The 19617-nt window shown below is 73.8% G+C and carries 18 protein-coding genes and 2 tRNA genes; 3 read left to right on the top strand and 17 right to left on the bottom strand.

What is annotated here, in order from left to right; all coding sequences use genetic code 11:
- The first annotated feature begins 19 nt into the window (after positions 1–19).
- Positions 20–925 carry a helix-turn-helix transcriptional regulator gene (locus tag OG286_RS26640; RefSeq protein ID WP_396323196.1) on the top strand — a complete coding sequence of 302 codons (906 nt, stop codon included), beginning with the start codon at positions 20–22 and terminating at the stop codon, positions 923–925.
- Between the two features lie 225 nt (positions 926–1150).
- Here OG286_RS26640 and OG286_RS26635 read toward each other — a convergent pair.
- The 8 genes from OG286_RS26635 to OG286_RS26600 all read right to left on the bottom strand — a co-directional run bounded on the left by OG286_RS26635 (position 1151) and on the right by OG286_RS26600 (position 5936).
- A tRNA-Ala gene (locus OG286_RS26635) sits at positions 1151–1223 on the bottom strand.
- Positions 1224–1260: 37 nt separating this feature from the next.
- A tRNA-Ala gene (locus OG286_RS26630) sits at positions 1261–1333 on the bottom strand.
- A gap of 125 nt (positions 1334–1458) precedes the next feature.
- Positions 1459–2106 carry a histidine phosphatase family protein gene (locus tag OG286_RS26625; RefSeq protein ID WP_396323279.1) on the bottom strand — a complete coding sequence of 216 codons (648 nt, stop codon included), beginning with the start codon at positions 2104–2106 and terminating at the stop codon, positions 1459–1461.
- Complete coding sequence (gene rsfS, locus OG286_RS26620) at positions 2103–2588, bottom strand: ribosome silencing factor (RefSeq protein WP_396323195.1); 486 nt, start codon at positions 2586–2588, stop codon at positions 2103–2105. Before rsfS ends, OG286_RS26625 begins: the two co-directional genes overlap by 4 nt.
- Before the next feature lie 138 nt (positions 2589–2726).
- Positions 2727–4607: a LytR C-terminal domain-containing protein gene (locus OG286_RS26615; protein WP_405365820.1), complete on the bottom strand. Its 1881-nt coding sequence runs from the start codon at positions 4605–4607 to the stop codon at positions 2727–2729.
- A 19-nt stretch (positions 4608–4626) separates the two neighbouring features.
- The gene (gene nadD / locus OG286_RS26610) at positions 4627–5259 is read right to left on the bottom strand and encodes a nicotinate-nucleotide adenylyltransferase (protein ID WP_396323193.1); all 633 of its coding nucleotides are present in this window, start codon (positions 5257–5259) and stop codon (positions 4627–4629) included.
- 166 nt (positions 5260–5425) lie between these two features.
- Positions 5426–5584, bottom strand: coding sequence for a hypothetical protein (locus tag OG286_RS26605; RefSeq protein WP_396323192.1), 159 nt, complete (start codon positions 5582–5584; stop codon positions 5426–5428).
- A gap of 205 nt (positions 5585–5789) precedes the next feature.
- Positions 5790–5936 (bottom strand): hypothetical protein, encoded by a 147-nt coding sequence (locus OG286_RS26600; protein WP_396323191.1) that lies wholly within the window; start codon positions 5934–5936, stop codon positions 5790–5792.
- Between the two features lie 256 nt (positions 5937–6192).
- Here OG286_RS26600 and OG286_RS26595 point away from each other — a divergent pair, with 256 nt between their 5' ends.
- Positions 6193–7266, top strand: coding sequence for a M48 family metallopeptidase (locus OG286_RS26595; RefSeq protein WP_396323190.1), 1074 nt, complete (start codon positions 6193–6195; stop codon positions 7264–7266).
- Positions 7267–7338: 72 nt separating this feature from the next.
- On the opposite strand, the gene OG286_RS26590 is transcribed toward OG286_RS26595, so the two are convergent.
- From OG286_RS26590 to proB, 5 genes are all read right to left on the bottom strand, one after another.
- Positions 7339–8400 (bottom strand): hypothetical protein, encoded by a 1062-nt coding sequence (locus OG286_RS26590; protein ID WP_405365819.1) that lies wholly within the window; start codon positions 8398–8400, stop codon positions 7339–7341.
- Positions 8401–8503: 103 nt separating this feature from the next.
- On the bottom strand, positions 8504–9097 hold the full coding sequence (locus tag OG286_RS26585) for a hypothetical protein (protein WP_396323188.1): 594 nt from the start codon (positions 9095–9097) through the stop codon (positions 8504–8506).
- Positions 9098–9186: 89 nt separating this feature from the next.
- Positions 9187–10509, bottom strand: coding sequence for a glutamate-5-semialdehyde dehydrogenase (locus OG286_RS26580; protein WP_396323187.1), 1323 nt, complete (start codon positions 10507–10509; stop codon positions 9187–9189).
- Positions 10510–10602: 93 nt separating this feature from the next.
- A complete protein-coding gene (locus tag OG286_RS26575; protein WP_396323186.1) occupies positions 10603–11130 on the bottom strand; it encodes a hypothetical protein in 528 nt (175 codons plus the stop codon).
- Between the two features lie 133 nt (positions 11131–11263).
- Complete coding sequence (proB, locus tag OG286_RS26570; protein WP_396323185.1) at positions 11264–12400, bottom strand: glutamate 5-kinase; 1137 nt, start codon at positions 12398–12400, stop codon at positions 11264–11266.
- A 304-nt stretch (positions 12401–12704) separates the two neighbouring features.
- Here proB and OG286_RS26565 point away from each other — a divergent pair, with 304 nt between their 5' ends.
- Entirely contained in the window at positions 12705–13490 is a 786-nt protein-coding gene (locus tag OG286_RS26565; RefSeq protein WP_396323184.1) for a hypothetical protein, read from the top strand.
- A 72-nt stretch (positions 13491–13562) separates the two neighbouring features.
- On the opposite strand, the gene obgE is transcribed toward OG286_RS26565, so the two are convergent.
- The 4 genes from obgE to OG286_RS26545 form a co-directional block, all read right to left on the bottom strand.
- Positions 13563–15041: a GTPase ObgE gene (gene obgE, locus OG286_RS26560; RefSeq protein WP_396323183.1), complete on the bottom strand. Its 1479-nt coding sequence runs from the start codon at positions 15039–15041 to the stop codon at positions 13563–13565.
- A 99-nt stretch (positions 15042–15140) separates the two neighbouring features.
- Positions 15141–15398 carry a 50S ribosomal protein L27 gene (rpmA, locus tag OG286_RS26555; protein WP_148645173.1) on the bottom strand — a complete coding sequence of 86 codons (258 nt, stop codon included), beginning with the start codon at positions 15396–15398 and terminating at the stop codon, positions 15141–15143.
- Between the two features lie 12 nt (positions 15399–15410).
- Positions 15411–15728, bottom strand: coding sequence for a 50S ribosomal protein L21 (gene rplU / locus OG286_RS26550; RefSeq protein WP_396323182.1), 318 nt, complete (start codon positions 15726–15728; stop codon positions 15411–15413).
- Positions 15729–15952: 224 nt separating this feature from the next.
- A complete protein-coding gene (locus OG286_RS26545; RefSeq protein WP_405365818.1) occupies positions 15953–19537 on the bottom strand; it encodes a ribonuclease E/G in 3585 nt (1194 codons plus the stop codon).
- Positions 19538–19617 lie beyond the last annotated feature (80 nt).

Below are 19617 nucleotides of genomic sequence, written 5' to 3'. Positions count from 1 at the left end.
CTGCGGCACGATGGCGGGTATGACCGTTCTGGACGACCACACCGTCACCGCCCTCGAGCCGCGCCGGCAGGACCGCCGCCGAACGGAACTGGCCCGGTTCCTGAAGGCCTGCCGGGCCCGGGTCACGCCCGAGGACGTCGGCCTGCCGCCCGGCCTGCGCCGCCGGACGCCGGGGCTGCGCCGCGAGGAGGTCGCGCAGCTCGCCGGGGTGGGGGTCACCTGGTACACGTGGCTGGAGCAGGGGCGGCCGATCAACGCCAGTGAGCAGGTGCTACTGGCGGTGGCCCGGGCGCTGCGGCTGGACGCGACGGAGCGGGAGCACCTGTTCCGGCTGGCCGGGGTGGCCGCCGTTCCCCGCTCGCCGTCCGACCCGCCGGTCCTCGAACCGTCCACCCAGGTCATCCTGGACGCGCTCGCGCCGCTGCCGGCGGCGGTGTCCAACGCCCGGTTCGACGTACTGATGTACAACCGGGGGTACGAGTCGCTGTTCGGCACCGACCGGAGCGTCACCCCCAACGGCACGTTCAACAGCATCTGGTGCACGCTCTTCTCGGATCCGTGCTGCAATCCCTTCCTGAACCGGGACGAGGCGCTGCCCCGGATGGTCGCGGTGCTGCGCTCCGCGTACGGCAAGCACGTCGGCGAGCCGGTCTGGGAGGAGCACGTGCAGCAGCTCTACGCGGGCAGCGAGCTCTTCCGGGAGTTGTGGGACCGGCAGGAGGTGGCACCGCCGGCGACCTGGCTGCGGGTGTTCCGGCATCCGGAGGTCGGGGTGCTGCGGCTGAACGCCTCGTACCTGACGATGCCGGGGGTGCCCGAGACGTACATCGTGGTCTACCTGCCGGAGGGCCTGGAGGACCGGGAGCGGATCGAGCGGCTCGCCGCCCTGCCGCGCGGCGGCTGGAAGCACAGCTGCCGCCCCTGAACACCGGCGGGCACGGCAGGCGGTCCGACGCGGCCGGCAGTCCGGCACGGCCGGCGCTCCGCCGAAGCCGGCCCTCCGCCACGTCCGGTGCTCCGCCGCAGTCGGTGCTCCCCGCGGCCTGGAGATCCCCCGCGGCCGGTGGCCCGCCGCCCGCAGGTGATCGATCCCGGTGCCCGGAAACGCCGAAGGCCGCCACCCGGTGGGTGGCGGCCTTCCCGCTGTCTGTGGAGCTACGGGGAATTGAACCCCGGACCTCTTGCATGCCATGCAAGCGCTCTACCAACTGAGCTACAGCCCCGCGACACGCACGGCCCTCGCGGACCGCAGGTGCGGAGTGGAGCTACGGGGAATTGAACCCCGGACCTCTTGCATGCCATGCAAGCGCTCTACCAACTGAGCTACAGCCCCGCACTCACCGGATTTCCCGCTTCCCTTTTTCCGGGCCGCGTTCCCTCCGTGCGAACGAGGAAGACTCTAACTGGTCAGGCCCGGAACTGCGAAATCCGCCCCCGCAGGCACCGCTCCGGCGTCTCTCAGGTGTCGTCGCCGATGACCGGCTGCGGCAGGGTGCCCGCGTTGTGCTCCAGCAGGCGCCAGCCGCGCGCGCCCCGGCCCAGCACGGACCAGCAGCAGTTGGACAGGCCGCCGAAGCACTCCCAGAGCGCCGGCTCCAGGCCGAGCAGCCGCCCGAGCATGGTGCGGATGGTGCCGCCGTGGCTGACCACCACCAGGGTGCCGCTCTCCGGCAGCTTCCCGACCGCTTCGAGCACCACCGGCACCGAGCGGTCGGCGACCTCGGTGGAGAGCTCGCCCCCGCCGCGGCGCACCAGCTCGCCCTGCGCCCAGGCCTCGTACTCCTCGGGGAAGCGCTCGCGGATCTCGGCGTTGGTGAGCCCCTGCCAGGAACCGGCGTAGGTCTCGCGCAGCCCCTCGTGGTGCTGCACGTCCAGGCCGGTGACCTCCGCCAGCTCGTCGGCGGTGCGCCGGGCGCGCTGGAGGTCGGAGGAGATCAGCAGGTCGGGGCGCAGGCCGGAGAGCAGCCGGGCCGCCCGCTGGGCCTGCAGGACGCCCTGGCCGGTCAGCTCGATGTCCGTGGTGCCCTGGAAGCGCGATTCGAGGTTCCAGGAGGTCTGGCCGTGCCGCCAGAAGACGATGCGCGGGCCCCGCGCGTCCCGGCTCAGCTGTTGTCCTCGGCGGTGTAGTCCTCGGCGCCGAAGTTGTCCGCCGGGGCGGCCTCGGCCGGGGAGAGGGCGTTGCCGGCGGCGTCGGTGTCCGCGTCGGGGCGGTTGCGCGAGGCGAGCGCGTCGGCCGGCAGCGGCAGCTCGGGGCAGTCCTTCCAGAGGCGGTCCAGGGAGTAGAAGGAGCGCTCCTCGGAGTGCTGGACGTGCACCACGATGTCCAGGTAGTCGAGCAGGATCCAGCGGCCCTCGCGCTCGCCCTCGCGGCGCACCGGCTTGATGTCCAGCTGCTCGCGCAGCTGGTCCTCGATCTCCTCGGCGATCGACTTGACCTGGCGGTCGTTGTTCGCGGAGGCGATCAGGAAGGCGTCGGTGATCGACAGCACCTCGCTGACGTCGAACGCGATGATGTTGTGCGCCAGCTTGTCGGCCGCCGCCTGGGCGGCGACGGTGATGAGGTTCTGGCTGTGCTCGGTGGCGGTCACGGTGTTCTTCCGGCTCGGCTGCTTGGGGGCGAGCCCGGCGCGCGGCCGGGCATCGCCTTCCAGGATCTCACGCCGTCCGGGCGGCCCCGGAACCGTTTTCCGGGGCCGCCCGGGCCCGCCGTGCCGGGCCGGGCCGCGCTACTGGGCCTTCGGCGGCTGGTAGTCCTTGCCGAGGACGACCACCAGGTCGGCGTTCTGCGCGTCGGTGACCTTCTTGGCCGCCGTCTCCGGCAGGTTGAGGCTGATCGCCAGCGACTTCGCCGCGGCCTGCCGGGCGTCGTCGGTGTAGCGGATCTCACTGGCCGCCTGCGGCGCTGTCTTCGCCCCGCCGGGGATGAAGGTGAGGCCCGCGTTGACCACCTGGACCTGTGCGGCGGCGGCCGCCTGGTCGTTGCCGGTGGCGTCCTGGATGGCGACCCGGGCCGGGGCGTCGCCGGTGACGGCGGACTTCACCGTGCTGCCGAGGACGTCCTTGACCTGCTTGCCGGCGGTGGCGTCGTCCAGGGAGCCGTCCGGCTTGACGGTCAGCACGGTGGTGGCGAGGTGGCCGTCCTTGGCCTGCTGGGCGAGCTGGCCCAGTACCCCGGCCAGGGCGTCCTCCGGCAGGGACGGGTCCAGCACCGCGTTCATCCGGTGCACGTCGTCCTTGGCGTCCTTGAAGTCGGTGGGCATGGTGCGCACCACGGCGTCCAGCACCTGGCCGAACCGGGCCAGCTGGGTGTCCCGGTTCTCGCCGGCCGCCTGGAGGGTGGCGTAGGCGACCGCCGCCTTTCCGCTGAGCAGGGTGTTCTTGCCGGCGGCGGAGAGCAGCTTGCCGTCGGGCTTGCCGCCCTCGTGGGTCTCGGCGTTGGTGTCGACCCGGACGCCGCCGAGCTGGGCGACCAGCAGTTCCAGGTACGGGGTGTCCAGCCGCCAGGTGCCGGCCACGGGGGCGCCGAGCACGGTGGTGAGGCCGTCGCGGGCGGCGGACGGGCCGATGCTGTCCATGGCCTGGCCGACGGTGGTGACCGGCGGGTCGCTGGGGCCGGGCAGCCGCAGGGTGTCGGGCAGCAGCAGCACCGTGCCCTTGTGCCCGGCGGAGTCGTTGACCAGCAGCGCGCTGGAGACCTTGCCCTGCAGGTCGCGCAGGTGCACCACGTTGACCTGGCGGGGGCCGGCCGCCGTGGCCGCGCTCTGCTTGTCCGCGCCGGTGAACCAGAGGTAGCCGCCGGTGCCGGCCGCCGCGAGCGCCAGCACGACGCCCACGCCGACCAGCCGGTTGCGCAGCTTGCGGCGGCGCTCGGCGCGCACCTCGCTGCGTGACTCGGCGAACTTGAGCCAGTCGATGACGTCCTCGGACTCCTCCGCCTCCTCGTCGACGAAGGTGAACTCGCCGGTGGGGTAGTCGTCCTTGGGCGCCTTGCCGGCGCCGGCGGCCCTGGCCGCGCGGCTCCCGCCGACCTGCTCGGACGGCGGCTCGGGCCGGACGGGCGGCTCGGCCGCGGCCGGGCGGGGCGTGCGCGGACGCGGCGGCACCGGCGCCGCCGCCGGGACGGCCGTGGGAGCCGCGGCTGCGGGCCCGGGCTCCGGCTCGGTGACCACCGGCATCGCCCCGGTCGCGTACTGCTGCGGCTGCTCGTAGGGCTGGTAGGCCTGCTGGTACTGGTCCTGGCCCTGCCCCGGGTAGGGCGCGTACTGGTCCTGCCCGTACGGCTGCTGCACCGGCTGCCCGTACTGGTCGTACTGGTCGTACTGCTGCGCGTGCTGCTGTTCGTAACCGCCACCCTGTACCGGCTGCCCGTACGGCTGGTAGGCCTGCTGGTACTGGTCCTGGCCCTGCCCCGGGTAGGGCGCGTACTGGTCCTGCCCGTACGGCTGCTGCACCGGCTGCCCGTACTGGTCGTACTGGTCGTACTGCTGCCCGTGCTGCTGTTCGTAACCGCCACCCTGCACCGGCTGCCCGTACTGGTCGTACTGCTGCCCGTGCTGCGGGTACTGCCCGGTGGACCAGTCGTCCTGCGGTCCCCTGCGATCGCTCATCGGTCGGCCCCTCCGGGGATCAGGTCCCGTGCGGCGCGTAGAGCGCCCGCTTGTCGATGTAGCGGACCACGCCGTCCGGGACGAGGTACCAGACCGGCTCGCCCTTGGCGACCCGGTTGCGGCAGTCCGTGGAGGAGATGGCCAGCGCCGGGACCTCCACCAGGGAGACCCCGCCCACCGGAAGCCCGGCGTCCGAAAGAGTGTGCCCCGGCCGGGTGCAGCCGATGAAGTGGGCGAGCGAGAAAAGCTCCTCCGAGTCCCGCCAGGAGAGGATCTGGGCGAGCGCGTCGGCGCCGGTGATGAAGAACAGGTCGGCGTCCGGGTGCATGGCGCGCAGGTCGCGCAGGGTGTCGACGGTGAACGTCGGGCCCTCGCGGTCGATGTCGATCCGGCTGACCGAGAACTGCGGGTTCTCCGCGGTGGCGATGACCGTCATCAGGTAGCGGTCCTCGGCCGGGGTGACGTGCCGGTCGGTCTTCTGCCACGGCTGCCCGGTCGGAACGAAGATCACCTCGTCCAGGTGGAACGCGCTCGCCACCTCACTGGCGGCGACCAGGTGCCCGTGGTGGATCGGGTCGAAGGTGCCGCCCATCACGCCGAGGCGCTTCTTCACCGGTGCCGGTCCGCCGGGATTCCCGGCCTGCTCTCCCATGGCGTCACACCATACGCGACGCCCGTTACGGTGCGGGAACGCCCGGGTGCGAGCGCCCTGGAGATGCGTGAGGGAGCGGCCGGCACGCCTGCCGGACGCTCCCCGAGCGGCCCCGAATCGAGGGCCCGCGGCCCCGGACCGAGGCCGGGCGGTCCCGGAGCGCGGCTCAGCGGTCCCGGTTGAAGCGGGTGGTCACGTAGAGCAGCAGCAGCAGGATGAACAGCGCGGCGCCACCCGTCAGATACGGGTTGAGGCTCTCGTGGTTGCCCCCCTCGCCCTCGGAGGCGAGCAGGTTCAGGACGGGAAGTGCGGCGGCAGTGCTCATGGTCGGCGGACCTTCTCGGCTCGGATGACGGACCAGGGGGGTGTGCGGGCCGGTGAGGGCCCACCCGTCATCGTACGGGGGCCTGCAAGGCAACCGCTCGGCGGCCCACCGCGTCTGATCCGGTGTGAGCCGGGCCCCGGCGGCGAGGCGGGCGCCGGACGCCCGGAGAGCGCGCGGAGCGCGGGGAGGATGCCCGGTGGGGTGCTCAGTTGTTGCGGCCGGCCCGCAGCAGGATCCAGGCCAGCAGGCCGACACCGACGAACGAGGCCACCACGATGACCCGCAGGAAGAGTCCCGGGCCGTTCTCCGTGGAGATCGGGCCGGCCAGGCTGACAAGGGCGTCGGTGGACATCTGCGGGCTCCTCGGACTGCTCGGTACCGCGGCCAGGTCTGGTCTCGGCTCTCCAGGGCATTCAGGGTAAACCGGCCTCACACCCGCGCCGCCCACCGCCCCCTCGGGCCCCGGCCGCGCCGCTCCGGGCCACGTAGGGTGAGCGCGGGGACGAGTACGCAACCACGGACGTTGCACAGACAGTCGTTGCAGGCGAAGACCAGCGGGGGCCGGCCAGCGGCCGGGGCCGCCGTTCGACCAGGAGGTACTCACACCAATGACCGACATCACCGCGAAGACCCCCAGCCGGCGCCGCCAGCGCTTCCCGGAGATCTCCACCAGGGCCTGGGAGCACCCGGCGGACCGCTCCGCCCTGGTCGCGCTGCGCAAGCTGACCGGCTTCGACGACGTGCTGAAGAGGCTCGCCGGCCTGGTCTCCGAGCGCGCGATCCGGCTGATGTTCCTGGCCACCGCCGTGAAGACGTCCGAGCGGCAGTTCCCCGAGCTGTACGGGATGGTGCGCGACGCCGCCTACGTGCTGGACCTCGAGAAGGTCCCGGACCTCTACGTCAGCCAGGACCCGACGGTCAACGCGTACTGCATCGGGATCGACACCCCGATCATCGTGGTCACCAGCGGCCTGGTGGAGCTGCTGGACGAGGAGGAGCTGCGCTCCGTCATCGGCCACGAGGTCGGCCACGCGATGTCCGGCCACGCGGTCTACCGGACGATGCTGCTGATCCTCACCAACATCGCCGCGCGGATCGCCTGGGTGCCGCTCGGCAACCTGGCGATCATGGCGATCGTCACCGCACTCAAGGAGTGGTTCCGCAAGGCCGAGCTCTCCAGCGACCGCGCCGGGCTGCTCGCCGGGCAGGACCTCCAGGCGTCCATGCGGGCCCTGATGAAGCTGGCCGGCGGCCACAACCTGGCCGAGATGAACGTCGACGCCTTCCTGGAGCAGGCCGAGGAGTACGAGAAGGCCGGGGACCTGCGCGACGGCGTGCTCAAGCTGCTCCAGGTGCTGCCGCAGAGCCACCCGTTCGCCGTGGTGCGGGTCGCCAAGCTGAAGAAGTGGGCGGAGAGCGACGAGTACCGCTCGATCCTGGCCGGTGCCTACCCGCGCCGCACCGACGACGCCGACACCTCGGTCGGCGAGCAGTGGAAGGCCGCCGCCGACCACTACAGCAGCTCGGTGAAGGAGAGCAAGGACCCGCTGATGGGCCTGATCCGCGACGTCGCCGGCGGCGCGGCCACGGTCGGCGGCAAGCTCCGCGACACCTTCGCCGGCGCCGCGCGCGGCACCAACTCCGCGCCCCGCGACGGGCAGGACGGCCGCGACCAGGGCTGACGCCGCTCCGCCCGACGGCTCCCGGCTCCCCGCCGGGGGCCGTCGGCGCGTCCGGGCGCGGAACGGGACCGTTCAGCCGCCCGCCAGCACGCCGCAGACCTGCCAGGCCGGCCGGGCGTGGTTGCCCGGGTCGATCGCCGTCGGGCTGGGCGCCGGGGTGCCGTCCGGCCTGGCCAGCACCGGCTGGACGAAGGCCGCCAGCGAGCCGGTGCACGGCACCGGTCCGGCCTGCAGCACCGAGTCCACCAGCCGCAGCTGGGCGGAGGCCAGGTCGATCCGGTCGAACTGGAAGGTCAGCTGCCGCCGCACGGTCTCCAGCGTCACCGGGGCGCCGCTCGGCGCCCCGGCCGGCTTCAGGGCGTAGACGAAGGTGTGGTCGGTGGTGATCTGCAGCGTCCCGCTGTCCGCCTCGTCGATCCGCATCGCGCCCGCCACCTTCACGGTGTCGGCCGCCAGCGCGACCTGCGCCGGGTCGAAGCGGACCACCCAGCCGGTCAGCGCGTGGTGCCGGTCGTCGACCGGCCGGGCCACGCTGGTGTCGAACTGGGACTGCTCGCCGGGCGTGACGAAGACCCGCACGTCGGCGGTGGCCCCCTGGACCAGCGCCACCGGCGCCAGCGAGGAGGCGACCAGGTAGCGCTGCACGGTGTCGAGCGCCTTGGTCACCTCGACCCTGCTGAAGTGCTCGGTGGCCGCCCCCGTGGGCGTCCCGAGACCGAGCGCGCCGTCACCGTAGCCGGCCGGGAGCCCGGCGAACGGAGAGGCCGGGTCGGCGACCGGCCGGACCGTCGAAGCCGGGCTCAACGCCACCAGGCTGACGGTCAGTTGGCTGCCCTCGGGCCGCGAGGCCTGCCGGTTCGGCGCGCTGATGCCGAAGTAGACGGCGGCGGAGAAGGCCACCAGGATCAACAGCAGCAGCGCGAGCGCCTGCCGCGGCACGGTGCCCAGCGGCCCGAGCCGCACGCGCGGGCGGGTGGCCCGGCCGAAGGACCCGGCCAGCCGCTCCCGGGCGGACAGCTCCTGGATGCGGGCAGCCCGGACGAACGATTCGTCGAACACGACGGACCGGTACTCGTCCTCGTTTCCGGAACCACCGTCGGGCGCACCCTCCGGAGGCTCTCGCGGGTCACCCATGACACCAGGGTAAGACGCATCCGCACCCCGCCACGAGGGTCCCCGCGCACATTCCCGGGAACGGTCCGCGACCGCCCGCCCCGGGGCGCACCACCCCCAGAGATCAGCCCGCCGGAGCGGTGACCACGAGCGACGGCTCGGCCGGCGAGGACGCCGGGTCGGCCCCCACGCTGCTGCTGCCGGACTCGGGCCGCCGGGGCGTACCGCTGCCGGCCCCGCCCACGCCCTGGTAGACCGCCGCGACCGCCACCGCGACCAGGCTCACGCCCATGATCACGGCGAGCACCCAGGCCACCGGCCGGTGCCAGCGCTGCTGGGCGACGTAGCGCCCGCTCGGCGCCCGCACCGGGTCGTAGCCGCCCGCCCGGCCCCACCGGCGGGTCCGGCGCCCGGCCGCCCGGCCGGGGCCCGACCACGGGTCTGGGTAGAGGCGGTCGTCGTCGAGCCCGGTCGGGTACGGGCGCAGCTCCAGCGGGAGCCCGTCACCGACCGGGACGTCATAGCCCCAGCCCGCTGTCGCCGTGTCCGGCTCGAACCGGGCCTCGGCGGCGGCGAGCTGCCGCTCCTTGGCCGTCGGCTCGTGCACGGCGGCGGAGCGGACGAAGGCCTCATCGAAGACCACGGTGGCGAACTCGTCGTCCGCACCACCGTGGTCGGCGCCGTCGGGGTACGGCAAGCCCCCCACATCCTCAGCCACGGATTCAGCGTATTACCGGGCGGGCGTTTTGTCTGTGGCTCCTCGCAGTTGGTCCGTCGCACGTGTGACGGAGCCCGTCGCGAAGGGGCTCAGCCGGCGTCGGCCGCGCCGCCGACGGTCTGCGTCGCCTCGCCCCGGACATGGCCGTCACCAGTGACGATGTACTTGGTGCTGGTCAGCTCGGGCAGTCCCATGGGGCCGCGCGCGTGCAGCTTCTGGGTGGAGATGCCGATCTCGGCGCCGAAGCCGAACTCACCGCCGTCGGTGAACCGGGTCGAGGCGTTGACGGCCACCGTGGTGGCGTCGACCAGCTGGGTGAAGCGTCGGGCGGCGGCCTGCGAGGTGGTGACGATCGCCTCGGTGTGGCCCGAGGACCAGCGGCGGATGTGCGCGACGGCGGCGTCCAGCGAGGGCACCACGGCGGCGGCGAGGTCGTAGGAGAGGTACTCCGTCTCCCAGTCCTCCTCGGTGGCCGGCACCACGGTGGCGGGCGAGCCCTCGGCGGCCTTGAGCACCGCGTCGTCGCCGTGCACCGTCACCCCGGCCCCGGCCAGCGCGGCGAGCGCGAGCGGCAGGAAGGTGTCGGCGATGTCCTGGTGGACCAGCAGGGTCTCGGCGGAGTTGCAGACGCTGACCCGCTGGGCCTTGGAGTTCAGCAGGATGCCGACGGCCATCGCCGGGTCGGCCTGCGCGTCCACGTAGACGTGGCAGTTGCCGGTGCCGGTCTCGATCACGGGGACGGTCGAGCCCTCGACCACGGTGCGGATCAGCGAGGCGCCGCCGCGCGGGATCAGCACGTCCACCAGCCCGCGGGCGCGCATCAGCTCCTGCACGGAGTCCCGGCTCTCGCCGGGGACGAGCTGGATCGCGTCGGCGGGCAGGCCGGCCGAGGCCACGGCGTCGCGCAGCACGGCGATCAGCGCGGTGTTGGAGCGGTACGCGGAGGCCGAGCCGCGCAGCAGCACCGCGTTGCCGGACTTCAGGCAGAGGGCGGCGGCGTCCACGGTGACGTTCGGGCGGGCCTCGTAGATGATGCCGACGACGCCGAGCGGCACCCGGACCTGCCGGACGTCCAGACCGTTGGGCAGCGTGTAGCCGCGGACCACCTCGCCGACCGGGTCGGGCAGCCCGGCCACGTCGCGGACGTCGGACGCGATCGCGGCGATCCGCTCGTCGGTGAGGGTCAGCCGGTCGATCACCGACTCGGCGGTGCCGGCCTCGCGGGCCCGCGCGACGTCCTCGGCGTTGGCCGCGGTGATCTCGGCGCTGCGGGCCACCAGGGCGTCCGCGACCGCCAGCAGCGCGGCGTCCTTCGCCCGCCGCGGCAGCGGGGCGAGCGCGGCGGCGGCTTCCCGGGCTCGGCGCGCTACGGCGAGGACGGGGCTGTCGGCGGTGGCGAGGTCGCTGGTCATGCGCCAAGGGTAGCGACTCCGCAACCGCCGCCCTCCGGGCATTTCGCCCGGTGAGACGGAGGCCGGACGGGCCGGCGGGTCGGGGCCCGGAGGTCAGTACGGGTGGACGCCGCCCAGGTGCGGCGGCGGATCGCCGAAGCCCTCGGCGACCCGCTTGTGGTACGTCGCCCGGTCGACCACCTCCAGGCCGACGATCTCCCACGGCGGCAGCTTCGCCGTCGCCTTGTGCTCGCCCCACAGCCGCAGGGCTATCGCCGCCGCGTCGTGGAGGTCGCGGGCCTGCTCCCAGTAGCGGATCTCCGCGTGGTCGGCGGCGTAGCGGGCGGTCAGGAAGAACGAGTGGTCGTGCGCCAGCCGCTCCAGCCCGGCCCGCAGCTCGGAGAGCGGGGTGACCTGCCCGGAGACGCTCAGCACCACGTGCCAGAGCCGGGCCTGCTCGGGCACGGTGGGCGGCTCTGTCTCTCCCCGCCGGTCCGGCCGGGCGCCGCGTACCGCGCCGGGCCCGTGCGGTGGCGGACCGGCCGGCTCGGCGGCGTCGTCGCTCCCGCGTCCGCCGTCGATACCGGTCAGCCGCCGGCCCGCCGTTCCTCCGGTCAGCGCTGCCTCGCGCCTGCGTTCCACCGGCGGCCTCCTGTTCGGCGATGTCGTGTCGTCGTACCCGCCGGCCCCGGCCCGGCGCGTACGGCTGAGCCCCTCCTCGCCCGCGGCCTGGCGTGCACCCCGTGCGGAGCCGCCCGTGCCGCCCGCGGCCCGGTCAGCCGCGCAGGACGACCAGGTCGTCGCGGTGGACGACCTCCCGCTCGTACGCGGCGCCGAACTCCTGGGCCAGGTCGCGGGTGGACCGGCCGAGCAGGCGGGGCAACTCCCTCGCATCAAAGTTGACCAGTCCGCGCGCCACGATGTGGCCGTTTTCGGCAAGAAGGTCCACCGGATCGCCCGCGGCGAACTCGCCGTCGACCTTGGTGACCCCGGCCGGCAGCAGCGAGGCGCCCCCGGAGACGACCGCCTCGACCGCGCCGTCGTCCAGGTGCAGGGAGCCGCGCGGGCTGCTGGCGTGGGCCAGCCAGAGCAGCCGGTCGGAGGAGCGGCTGCCGGTGCGCAGGAACAGCGTGCCGGTGGGCCGGCCGGCCAGTGCGTCGGCGGCCTGGCTGGCGGCGGTGAGCACCACGGGGATGCCCGCGCCGGTGGCGATCCGGGCCGCCTCGACCTTGGTGACCATCCCGCCGGTGCCGACGCCGGCCTTGCCCGCGCTGCCGATCTCGATGCCGTCCAGGTCGTGCGGGCCGGTCACCTCGGAGATCCGGCTGGTGCCCGGGCGGCTCGGGTCGCCGTCGTAGAGGCCGTCCACGTCGGAGAGCAGCACCAGCAGGTCGGCCCGGACGAGGTGGGCGACCAGGGCGGCCAGCCGGTCGTTGTCCCCGAACTTGATTTCGGCGGTGGCGACGGTGTCGTTCTCGTTGACGATCGGCATGGCGCCCATCGCCAGCAGCTGGTCGAGCGTCCGGTAGGCGTTGCGGTAGTGGGCGCGGCGGCTGGCGTCCTCGGCGGTGAGCAGCACCTGGCCGACGCGGATGCCGTACCGGGCGAAGGAGGCGGTGTACCGGGCGACCAGCAGGCCCTGGCCGACGCTGGCGGCGGCCTGCTGGCGGGCGAGGTCCTTGGGCCGCCTGTCGAGGCCGAGCGGGGCGAGGCCGGCGGCGATGGCGCCGGAGGAGACCAGCACCACCTCGGGGGCGTCCGGGCGGCTGCGGATCTTGGCGAGGGCGTCGACCAGGGCGTCGACCCGGTCGGCGTCCAGGCCGCCGGCCGCCGTGGTGAGTGAGGAGGAGCCGACCTTGACGACGATCCGCCGGGCGGTCAGCACCTCCTCCCGCAGTGAGTCGTCGCTCATCTCGCTGTACGCCCTTCCGGTGTGGTGCGGGTACGACGGGCCGGAGCCCTGCCGTTATCCGCAATCTACGCGATCGGCGCACTCCGCCCGCCGGGCATTTCACCGGCTGGACCCGGCCCGGTCACGGCCTCGCCACAGAGCGTCCGGCAATCCGGCCGACTGGTATGGTCCCTGACCGAAAGCCAGATCGGGGGACGGCTTCTTGCCCGCTGTACCCATGTCTCCAATCATTCGTGGATCGGGCACCGCCGCATGGGCAGGCCGGGAACGGTTCGCGGGCGCGTGCCCAGGAGTTAGCGCACAGATGCGTTCGAACAGCATGAAGCTCACCGTCGCCGTCCTGGCGGCGGCCACCGCACTCTCGCTCGCCGCCTGCGGCCCGGACAACTCCGACGCCGCCGGCGGCGCTGCGGCCGCCACCACGCCGGCCGGTGCCGCGGCGGCCGGCGGGGCCACCGCCGGCGGGGCCGCCACCGGCGGGGCCGGCGGTACGGCCACCTCCCCTGCCGCTGCGGGCGGTGCGGCCGGTGCCGCCGGCGGGGCGACCACCGCTCCGTCCGCGGGTGCGACCGGCGCCGCGGGTGGTGCCGCCGCGGGTGGCGCGGCTGCCGGCGGCGCCGCCGGCCTGCCGAAGGCCGCCACCGCGGTCAAGGTCGGCCAGCCGGCCACCGTCGAGTACATCGACAAGACGTTCGACATGAACAACAAGCTGGAGATCACCGTCACCGGCTACGAGACGGGTTCCATCGAGGACCTCAAGGCCGCCGGCGTCAGCACCGCGGGCCTGGAGGGCCGCACCCTCGTGTACGTCAGCTACACCATCAAGAACCTCGGCGACAAGAAGCTCTCCTTCAGCGCGCCGAACTCCAAGTTCCTGGTGTTCGACCAGGAGGGCAAGCAGGGCTCCTTCGCGGGGAACTCCGCGAAGCCGCTCCCCAAGTGCGCCGCCCCCACGTTCCAGGGCGCGGGCAAGGGCATGGAGGTCAAGGGCTGTGACGTCGTGAGCCTCCCCGGCAAGGCGCCGGCCGCCCTGGTCGCCTACACGGACAACGCCGACCGGACCAAGTACCAGGCCTCCTGGTCGAAGTAACGTTTCGTCACACCGGGAACACGCCGCGGCCCCCGCCACCTCGGAAGGTGGCGGGGGCCGCGGCGTTCAGGCTCATTCGTCCTCGTCGTCGCCCTCGATGGCGGCCTGGCGGCCGCTGGAGAGCGCCTCGAAGTTGAGGAACTCGGTCTCGGCCGCGTCCCGGCCCTTCTGCTTCTCGCGGCGGCGGTCGACCGCCGGGCGCGGGTTCTCGAAGCGGTGGTCCTCACCACGGCGACCGAGCATCTCCGCACCGGCGGCCATGGTCGGCTCCCAGTCGAAGACGACGGCGTTCTCGTCCGGGCCGATGATGACGGTGTCGCCCTCGTGGGCGCCGACCTTCCAGAGCTTGTCCTCGACGCCGAGGCGGGCCAGCCGGTCGGCGAGGTAGCCGACGGCCTCGTCGTTGGAGAAGTCGGTCTGGCGGACCCAGCGCTCCGGCTTGGTGCCGCGGATGCGGAAGGCGCCGTCCTCCTCGGTGATGGTGAAGCCCTCGTCGTCCACGGCCTTGGGCCGCAGCACGATCCGGGTCGACTCCTCGACCGGCTTGGCGGCCCGCGCCTCGGCGACGATCTGTGCCATCGCGAAGCTCAGCTCGCGCAGGCCCTTGCGGGAGGCGGCGGAGACCTCGAAGACGCGGTAGCCGCGCTCCTCCAGCGAGGCGCGGGTGAGGTCGGCGATGTCCTGGCCGTCCGGCACGTCGATCTTGTTGAGCGCGACGAGGCGCGGGCGGTCGTCCAGGCCGCCGTACTCGGACAGCTCGGCCTCGATGGTCTCCAGGTCGGTCAGCGGGTCGCGGCCGGGCTCCAGGGTGGCGCAGTCCAGCACGTGCACCAGCGCCGAGCAGCGCTCGACGTGCCGCAGGAACTCCAGGCCGAGGCCGCGGCCCTGGCTGGCGCCCGGGATCAGGCCGGGGACGTCGGCGACGGTGTAGACGGTGTCGCCGGCGGTGACCACGCCCAGGTTCGGGATCAGGGTGGTGAACGGGTAGTCCGCGATCTTCGGCTTGGCCGCGGAGAGCACCGAGATCAGCGAGGACTTGCCCGCGCTCGGGTAGCCCACGAGGGCCACGTCGGCGACGGACTTGAGCTCCATGACGATGTCGCGGGCCTCGCCGGGCTCGCCGAGCAGCGCGAAGCCGGGCGCCTTGCGGCGGGCCGAGGCCAGCGCCGCGTTGCCCAGGCCGCCGCGGCCGCCGGCGGCGGCGACGAAGCTGGTGCCGTGGCCGACCAGGTCGGCGAGCACGTTGCCCTGCTTGTCCATCACCACGGTGCCGTCCGGCACCGGCAGCACGAGGTCCTGGCCGTCGGCGCCGGTGCGGTTGCCACCCGCGCCCGGCTTGCCGTTGGTCGCCTTGCGCTTGGGCGAGTGGTGGTACTCCAGCAGCGTCGTCACCTGGGCGTCCACGGTGAGGATGACGCTGCCGCCCTCCCCGCCGTTGCCGCCGTCCGGCCCCCCGAGCGGCTTGAACTTCTCCCGGTGCACGGAGGCGCAGCCGTGGCCCCCGTTACCCGCGGCGACGTACAGCTCGACGCGGTCCACGAAGGTGGTCATGGGTGTGCCTCCAGTGCGAAGAAAGTGTTGACCTGCTGTAAAGCAAGAAGGGTGGACCGGATCATTCCGGCCCACCCTTCATTGTGAGTCTTGTCGGACTCAGGCCTCGACGGCCACGATGTTGACGACCTTGCGGCCGCGACGGGTACCGAACTGCACGGCACCGGCGGTCAGCGCGAACAGGGTGTCGTCGCCGCCACGGCCGACGTTGGCGCCCGGGTGGAAGTGGGTGCCACGCTGGCGGACGATGATCTCGCCGGCGTTCACGGTCTGACCGCCGAAGCGCTTGACGCCGAGGCGCTGGGCGTTCGAGTCACGGCCGTTACGGGTAGAGCTTGCGCCCTTCTTGTGTGCCATCTCGCTATCCCCTTACTTGCTGACGGAGTCGATGCTCGTGATCCGCACAGCGGTGTGCTGCTGGCGGTGACCCTGGCGACGACGGTAGCCGGTCTTGTTCTTGTAGCGCAGGATGACGATCTTGTCGCCCTTGGTCTGGTCGACCACCTCGGCGTGAGCCTTCACGCCGGCCAGCACCCACGGGTCGGAGGTGACAGCGTCACCGTCGACGACCAGGATGGCGGAGAGCTCCACCGAGTCACCCGGCTTGGCCTCGATACGGTCGATCTCCAGCACGTCGCCGACGGCGACCTTGTGCTGGCGGCCGCCTGCGCGAACGATCGCGTACATGCGGTACCCACTTTCCTAACTCGGTCGGAGCTCCTGATGCCAGCCACCTGGGTACGGACACAGGGGCCTCTCCCCGGCATCTCTGACGAGGGCCCGGGAGGTGATGTGCTCGGGAGCAAGGCGTAGACACGCCGAGGGTCAAGAATACGGACCGGCCGCCGCAGGGGCAAACCGGACCGTACGGGACCGGGGGCGGGCGGTCGCCCGCCCCCGGTCCGCGGGCACTACTCGGCTGCCGAATCACCCTCGGCGGCCGCGGCCTTCTTGGCCGCCGCGCTGGTCCGCTTGGTGGCGGTCTTGCGGGCGGTGGTCTTCTTCGCGGCGGCCGCCGTGGTCTTCTTGGCGGCCGTCTTCTTCGCGGCGGTCTTGCGCGCGGCCCGCTTCTTCGGCGCCGGCGCCTCCTCGGCGGGCTCCTCGGCAGCGGCCTCGGCCGGAGCCTCGGTCTCGGCAGCGGCCTCGACGGGAGCCTCGGCCACCGGCTCGGCGACCGGCTCGGCCTCGGCGGGAGCCTGCGCGGGGGTCCCGGCCTCCGCCTCGGCCGGAGCCGGCGCGGGGGTCTCGGCCGGCGTCTCGGCGGCCGCGAAGGCCGCCTGCAGCGCCGCGTCGGCCCTGGCCTGGAGCACCACGATCTCGGCCTCGGCGGGCGCACCCGCCGGAGCCGTCGCCTTGCGCACCGCGCGGCGGCGGGTGCGGCCGGCGGGCGCCGCGGCGGCGGCCGGGATCTCGACCAGGCTCGGGCGGGCGGGCGCCTCGGCAGCGACCTCGGCGGCCTCGGCCTGCGGCTCGGCGACGACCTCGGCCTCCGGCACCTCGATCGCCAGCTGGCCCTCGATCTCCTCGCGCTCGAGCACCTCGGTGAGGTCCTCGGCGGCCTCCACGACCGCCTCGGCGGCGTGCGGCTCCTCCTGGCCCGCCCCGCCCTTGCCCCGGCGACGGCGCTTGCCACTGCCCGCGCCCGCCTCGCCGGCCGGAGCCGCCGGAGCGTGGACGTGGGTGCTCGGCTGCTCCATGTGGACGATCACGCCACGGCCGTTGCAGTGCACGCACGGCTCGGAGAAGGACTCCAGCAGGCCCTGGCCGACCCGCTTGCGGGTCATCTGCACCAGGCCCAGCGAAGTGACCTCGGCCACCTGGTGCTTGGTCCGGTCCCGGCCCAGGCACTCCAGCAGCCGGCGCAGCACCAGGTCGCGGTTGGACTCCAGCACCATGTCGATGAAGTCGATGACGATGATGCCGCCGAGGTCGCGCAGCCGCAGCTGGCGCACGATCTCCTCGGCCGCCTCGATGTTGTTCCGGGTGACGGTCTCTTCGAGGTTGCCGCCCTGGCCGACGAACTTGCCGGTGTTGACGTCGATGACGACCATCGCCTCGGTGCGGTCGATCACCAGCGAACCGCCGCTGGGCAGCCAGACCTTGCGGTCCAGCGCCTTCATCAGCTGCTCGTCGATCCGGTAGGTGGCGAACACGTCCACCTCGGAGGTCCACCGCTGGAGCCGCTCGGTGAGGTCCGGGGCCACGTTGGAGACGTAGTCGTGGATGGTGTTCCACGCCTCGGTGCCGGAGACGATGACCTTGGTGAAGTCCTCGTTGAAGATGTCGCGGACGACCCGGACGGTCATGTCCGGCTCGCCGTACAGCAGCGCGGGCGCGTTGCCGGTCGCGGCCTTCTTCTGGATGTCCTCCCACTGCTGCTGGAGGCGCTGGACGTCGCGGGTCAGCTCCTCCTCGGAGGCGCCCTCGGCGGCGGTGCGCACGATGACGCCCGCGTCGTCCGGGACGATCTTCTTGAGGATCTGCTTCAGACGGGCGCGCTCGTTCTCCGGCAGCTTGCGGGAGATGCCGGTCATCGAGCCCTCGGGCACGTACACCAGGTAGCGGCCGGGCAGCGAGATCTGGCTGGTCAGGCGGGCGCCCTTGTGGCCGATCGGGTCCTTGGAGACCTGCACCAGCACGGACTGGCCGGACTTCAGCACCGACTCGATCCGGCGCGGGCCGCCGTGGCCGCCCAGCGAGCCGAAGTTGACCTCACCGGCGTACAGCACCGCGTTGCGGCCCTTGCCGATGTCGACGAAGGCGGCCTCCATCGACGGCAGCACGTTCTGGACCTTGCCCAGGTAGACGTTGCCGACGTACGAGGTGGCCTGCTCCTTGTTGACGTAGTGCTCGACCAGCACGCCGTCCTCGAGGACGCCGATCTGGGTGCGCTGGCCGTTCTGGCGCACCACCATGACGCGCTCGACCGACTCGCGGCGGGCCAGGAACTCGGCCTCGGTGATGATCGGCACCCGGCGGCGGCCCAGCTCGCGGCCCTCACGGCGGCGCTGCTTCTTGGCCTCCAGGCGGGTGGAGCCCTTGATGGACTGCACCTCGTCCGGGTCGAAGGACGGCTCGGTGGAGCGGCGGCGCGGCTCGCGCACCTTCACGACCGTACGGACGCCGTCCTCGGTGGTCTCGGCGGCCTCGGTGGCGCCGGCCTCACCGCTGCGGCGGCGACGGCGGCGACGGCGGCGGGACGAGGCCAGGCCGGCGGACAGGTCGTCCTCGTCCTCCTCCTCGTCGTCGGCAGCGGCGGCGGCCGGCTCCTCCACGGGCTGCTCGGCCTCGGCGGCCTCGGCCTCGAACTCCTCGGCCTCACCGCGACGGCGGCGGCGGCCGCCCCGGCGGCGACGGCGGGACGGACGGCCGTCCTCCTCCCACTCGCCCTCGGCCTCGGGGCCGGTGGCGGCGGGCGCCTCGACGGCGGCGGGCGCCTCGACGGGGGCGGGGGCCTCGACGGCGGGCGCCTTGACCGGCTCCTCGACGACGGGGGCGGCCTGGACTGCCTGGGCCGCCGGAGCGGCGGCCTTGCGGCGGGACGGGGTCTGGACCCGCACCTGGGTGCGGGTACGACGACGACGGCCGACGCCGCTGTACTCGAACTCGTCCTCGTCCGCGGAGGCCTGCACGGCCGGGGCCGGCGCCTGGGCCGGAGCCGCCGCGGCGGCGGGCTGCGCGGCAGGCTGGGCGGGCTGCGCGGACGTGGCGGTGTAGGGGGCCGGCTCCTGGAAGACCGGGGCCTGGAAGATCGCGGTGGACGGGCGGACCGCGCGGCGGCGCACCCGCTGCGGCGGCTCGGCCTCGGCGGCGACGGGGGCCGGAGCGGGCTCCGGGGCGGCGGCCGGCTCGGGCGCGACGGCCTCGGCCTCCTCCTCGGCGCTCTCCTCCTCGGCGGCCGGCTCCTCGACCGGGGTCTCCTCGACGACCGGCGCGGCCTCGACCACACGGCGGCGGCGGGCGCGGCGGGCCGGCGCGGCCGGGGCCTCCTCGGCGGGCGCGGCCTCGACGGCGGCGGGCGCCTCCGCGGGCGCGGCGGCGGGCTCCTCGGCGGCGGCGGGCGCGCTGACCGGCGCCTCGGCACGCTTGCGGGCCCGGCGGGCCCGGACCGGCTTCTCGGCGGCCGGCTCGGCCTCGGCGGGCGCGGCCTCGGCGGCGGCGGGCGCCTCGGTGACGACGATCGGGGTGGCCTCCGGCGCCCCGGCGGGGGCCTCGGCGCGCTTGCGGGTCCGGCGGGCCCGGACCGGCTTCTCGGCGGCCGGCTCGGCCTCGGCGGGCGCGGCCTCGACGGCGGCGGGCGCCTCGGCGGCCGGCGTCTCGGCCGGGATCACCGTCTCGGCGGCCTCGGCGGCCGCCCCCTGCGGGGTGCCCGCCGGGCGGGACACCGCACGGCGACGGCGACGCGGCGGCGCGGCGGACGCGCCCTCGCCACCGGTGACGGCGGATTCGTTCTGTTCCGTTGCCGCAGACTGCTGCGGATCGGTGTTATCGAGCATGCGGGTAGATCTCCCGTCAGGCCCCCGGGCTCCGTATCCGGGCACGGCAGGGCACCGGTGGCCGGCCGGCATCGCGACGG

This window comes from Kitasatospora sp. NBC_00039 (genome assembly GCF_045160625.1).
GTDB lineage: Bacteria > Actinomycetota > Actinomycetes > Streptomycetales > Streptomycetaceae > Kitasatospora.
This window is presented reverse-complemented; position numbering and strand designations above follow the sequence as displayed.

Excerpts from the sequence above, each read along its gene's own strand:
- OG286_RS26640 (WP_396323196.1), top strand. The coding sequence starts at position 20 with ATGACCGTTCTGGACGACCACACCGTCACCGCCCTCGAGCCGCGCCGG.
- OG286_RS26615 (WP_405365820.1), bottom strand. The coding sequence starts at position 4,607 with ATGAGCGATCGCAGGGGACCGCAGGACGACTGGTCCACCGGGCAGTAC.
- nadD (WP_396323193.1), bottom strand. The coding sequence starts at position 5,259 with ATGGGAGAGCAGGCCGGGAATCCCGGCGGACCGGCACCGGTGAAGAAG.
- OG286_RS26605 (WP_396323192.1), bottom strand. The coding sequence starts at position 5,584 with ATGAGCACTGCCGCCGCACTTCCCGTCCTGAACCTGCTCGCCTCCGAG.
- OG286_RS26600 (WP_396323191.1), bottom strand. The coding sequence starts at position 5,936 with ATGTCCACCGACGCCCTTGTCAGCCTGGCCGGCCCGATCTCCACGGAG.
- OG286_RS26595 (WP_396323190.1), top strand. The coding sequence starts at position 6,193 with ATGACCGACATCACCGCGAAGACCCCCAGCCGGCGCCGCCAGCGCTTC.
- OG286_RS26590 (WP_405365819.1), bottom strand. The coding sequence starts at position 8,400 with ATGGGTGACCCGCGAGAGCCTCCGGAGGGTGCGCCCGACGGTGGTTCC.
- OG286_RS26580 (WP_396323187.1), bottom strand. The coding sequence starts at position 10,509 with ATGACCAGCGACCTCGCCACCGCCGACAGCCCCGTCCTCGCCGTAGCG.
- proB (WP_396323185.1), bottom strand. The coding sequence starts at position 12,400 with ATGAGCGACGACTCACTGCGGGAGGAGGTGCTGACCGCCCGGCGGATC.
- OG286_RS26565 (WP_396323184.1), top strand. The coding sequence starts at position 12,705 with ATGCGTTCGAACAGCATGAAGCTCACCGTCGCCGTCCTGGCGGCGGCC.
- obgE (WP_396323183.1), bottom strand. The coding sequence starts at position 15,041 with ATGACCACCTTCGTGGACCGCGTCGAGCTGTACGTCGCCGCGGGTAAC.
- rpmA (WP_148645173.1), bottom strand. The coding sequence starts at position 15,398 with ATGGCACACAAGAAGGGCGCAAGCTCTACCCGTAACGGCCGTGACTCG.
- rplU (WP_396323182.1), bottom strand. The coding sequence starts at position 15,728 with ATGTACGCGATCGTTCGCGCAGGCGGCCGCCAGCACAAGGTCGCCGTC.
- OG286_RS26545 (WP_405365818.1), bottom strand. The coding sequence starts at position 19,537 with ATGCTCGATAACACCGATCCGCAGCAGTCTGCGGCAACGGAACAGAAC.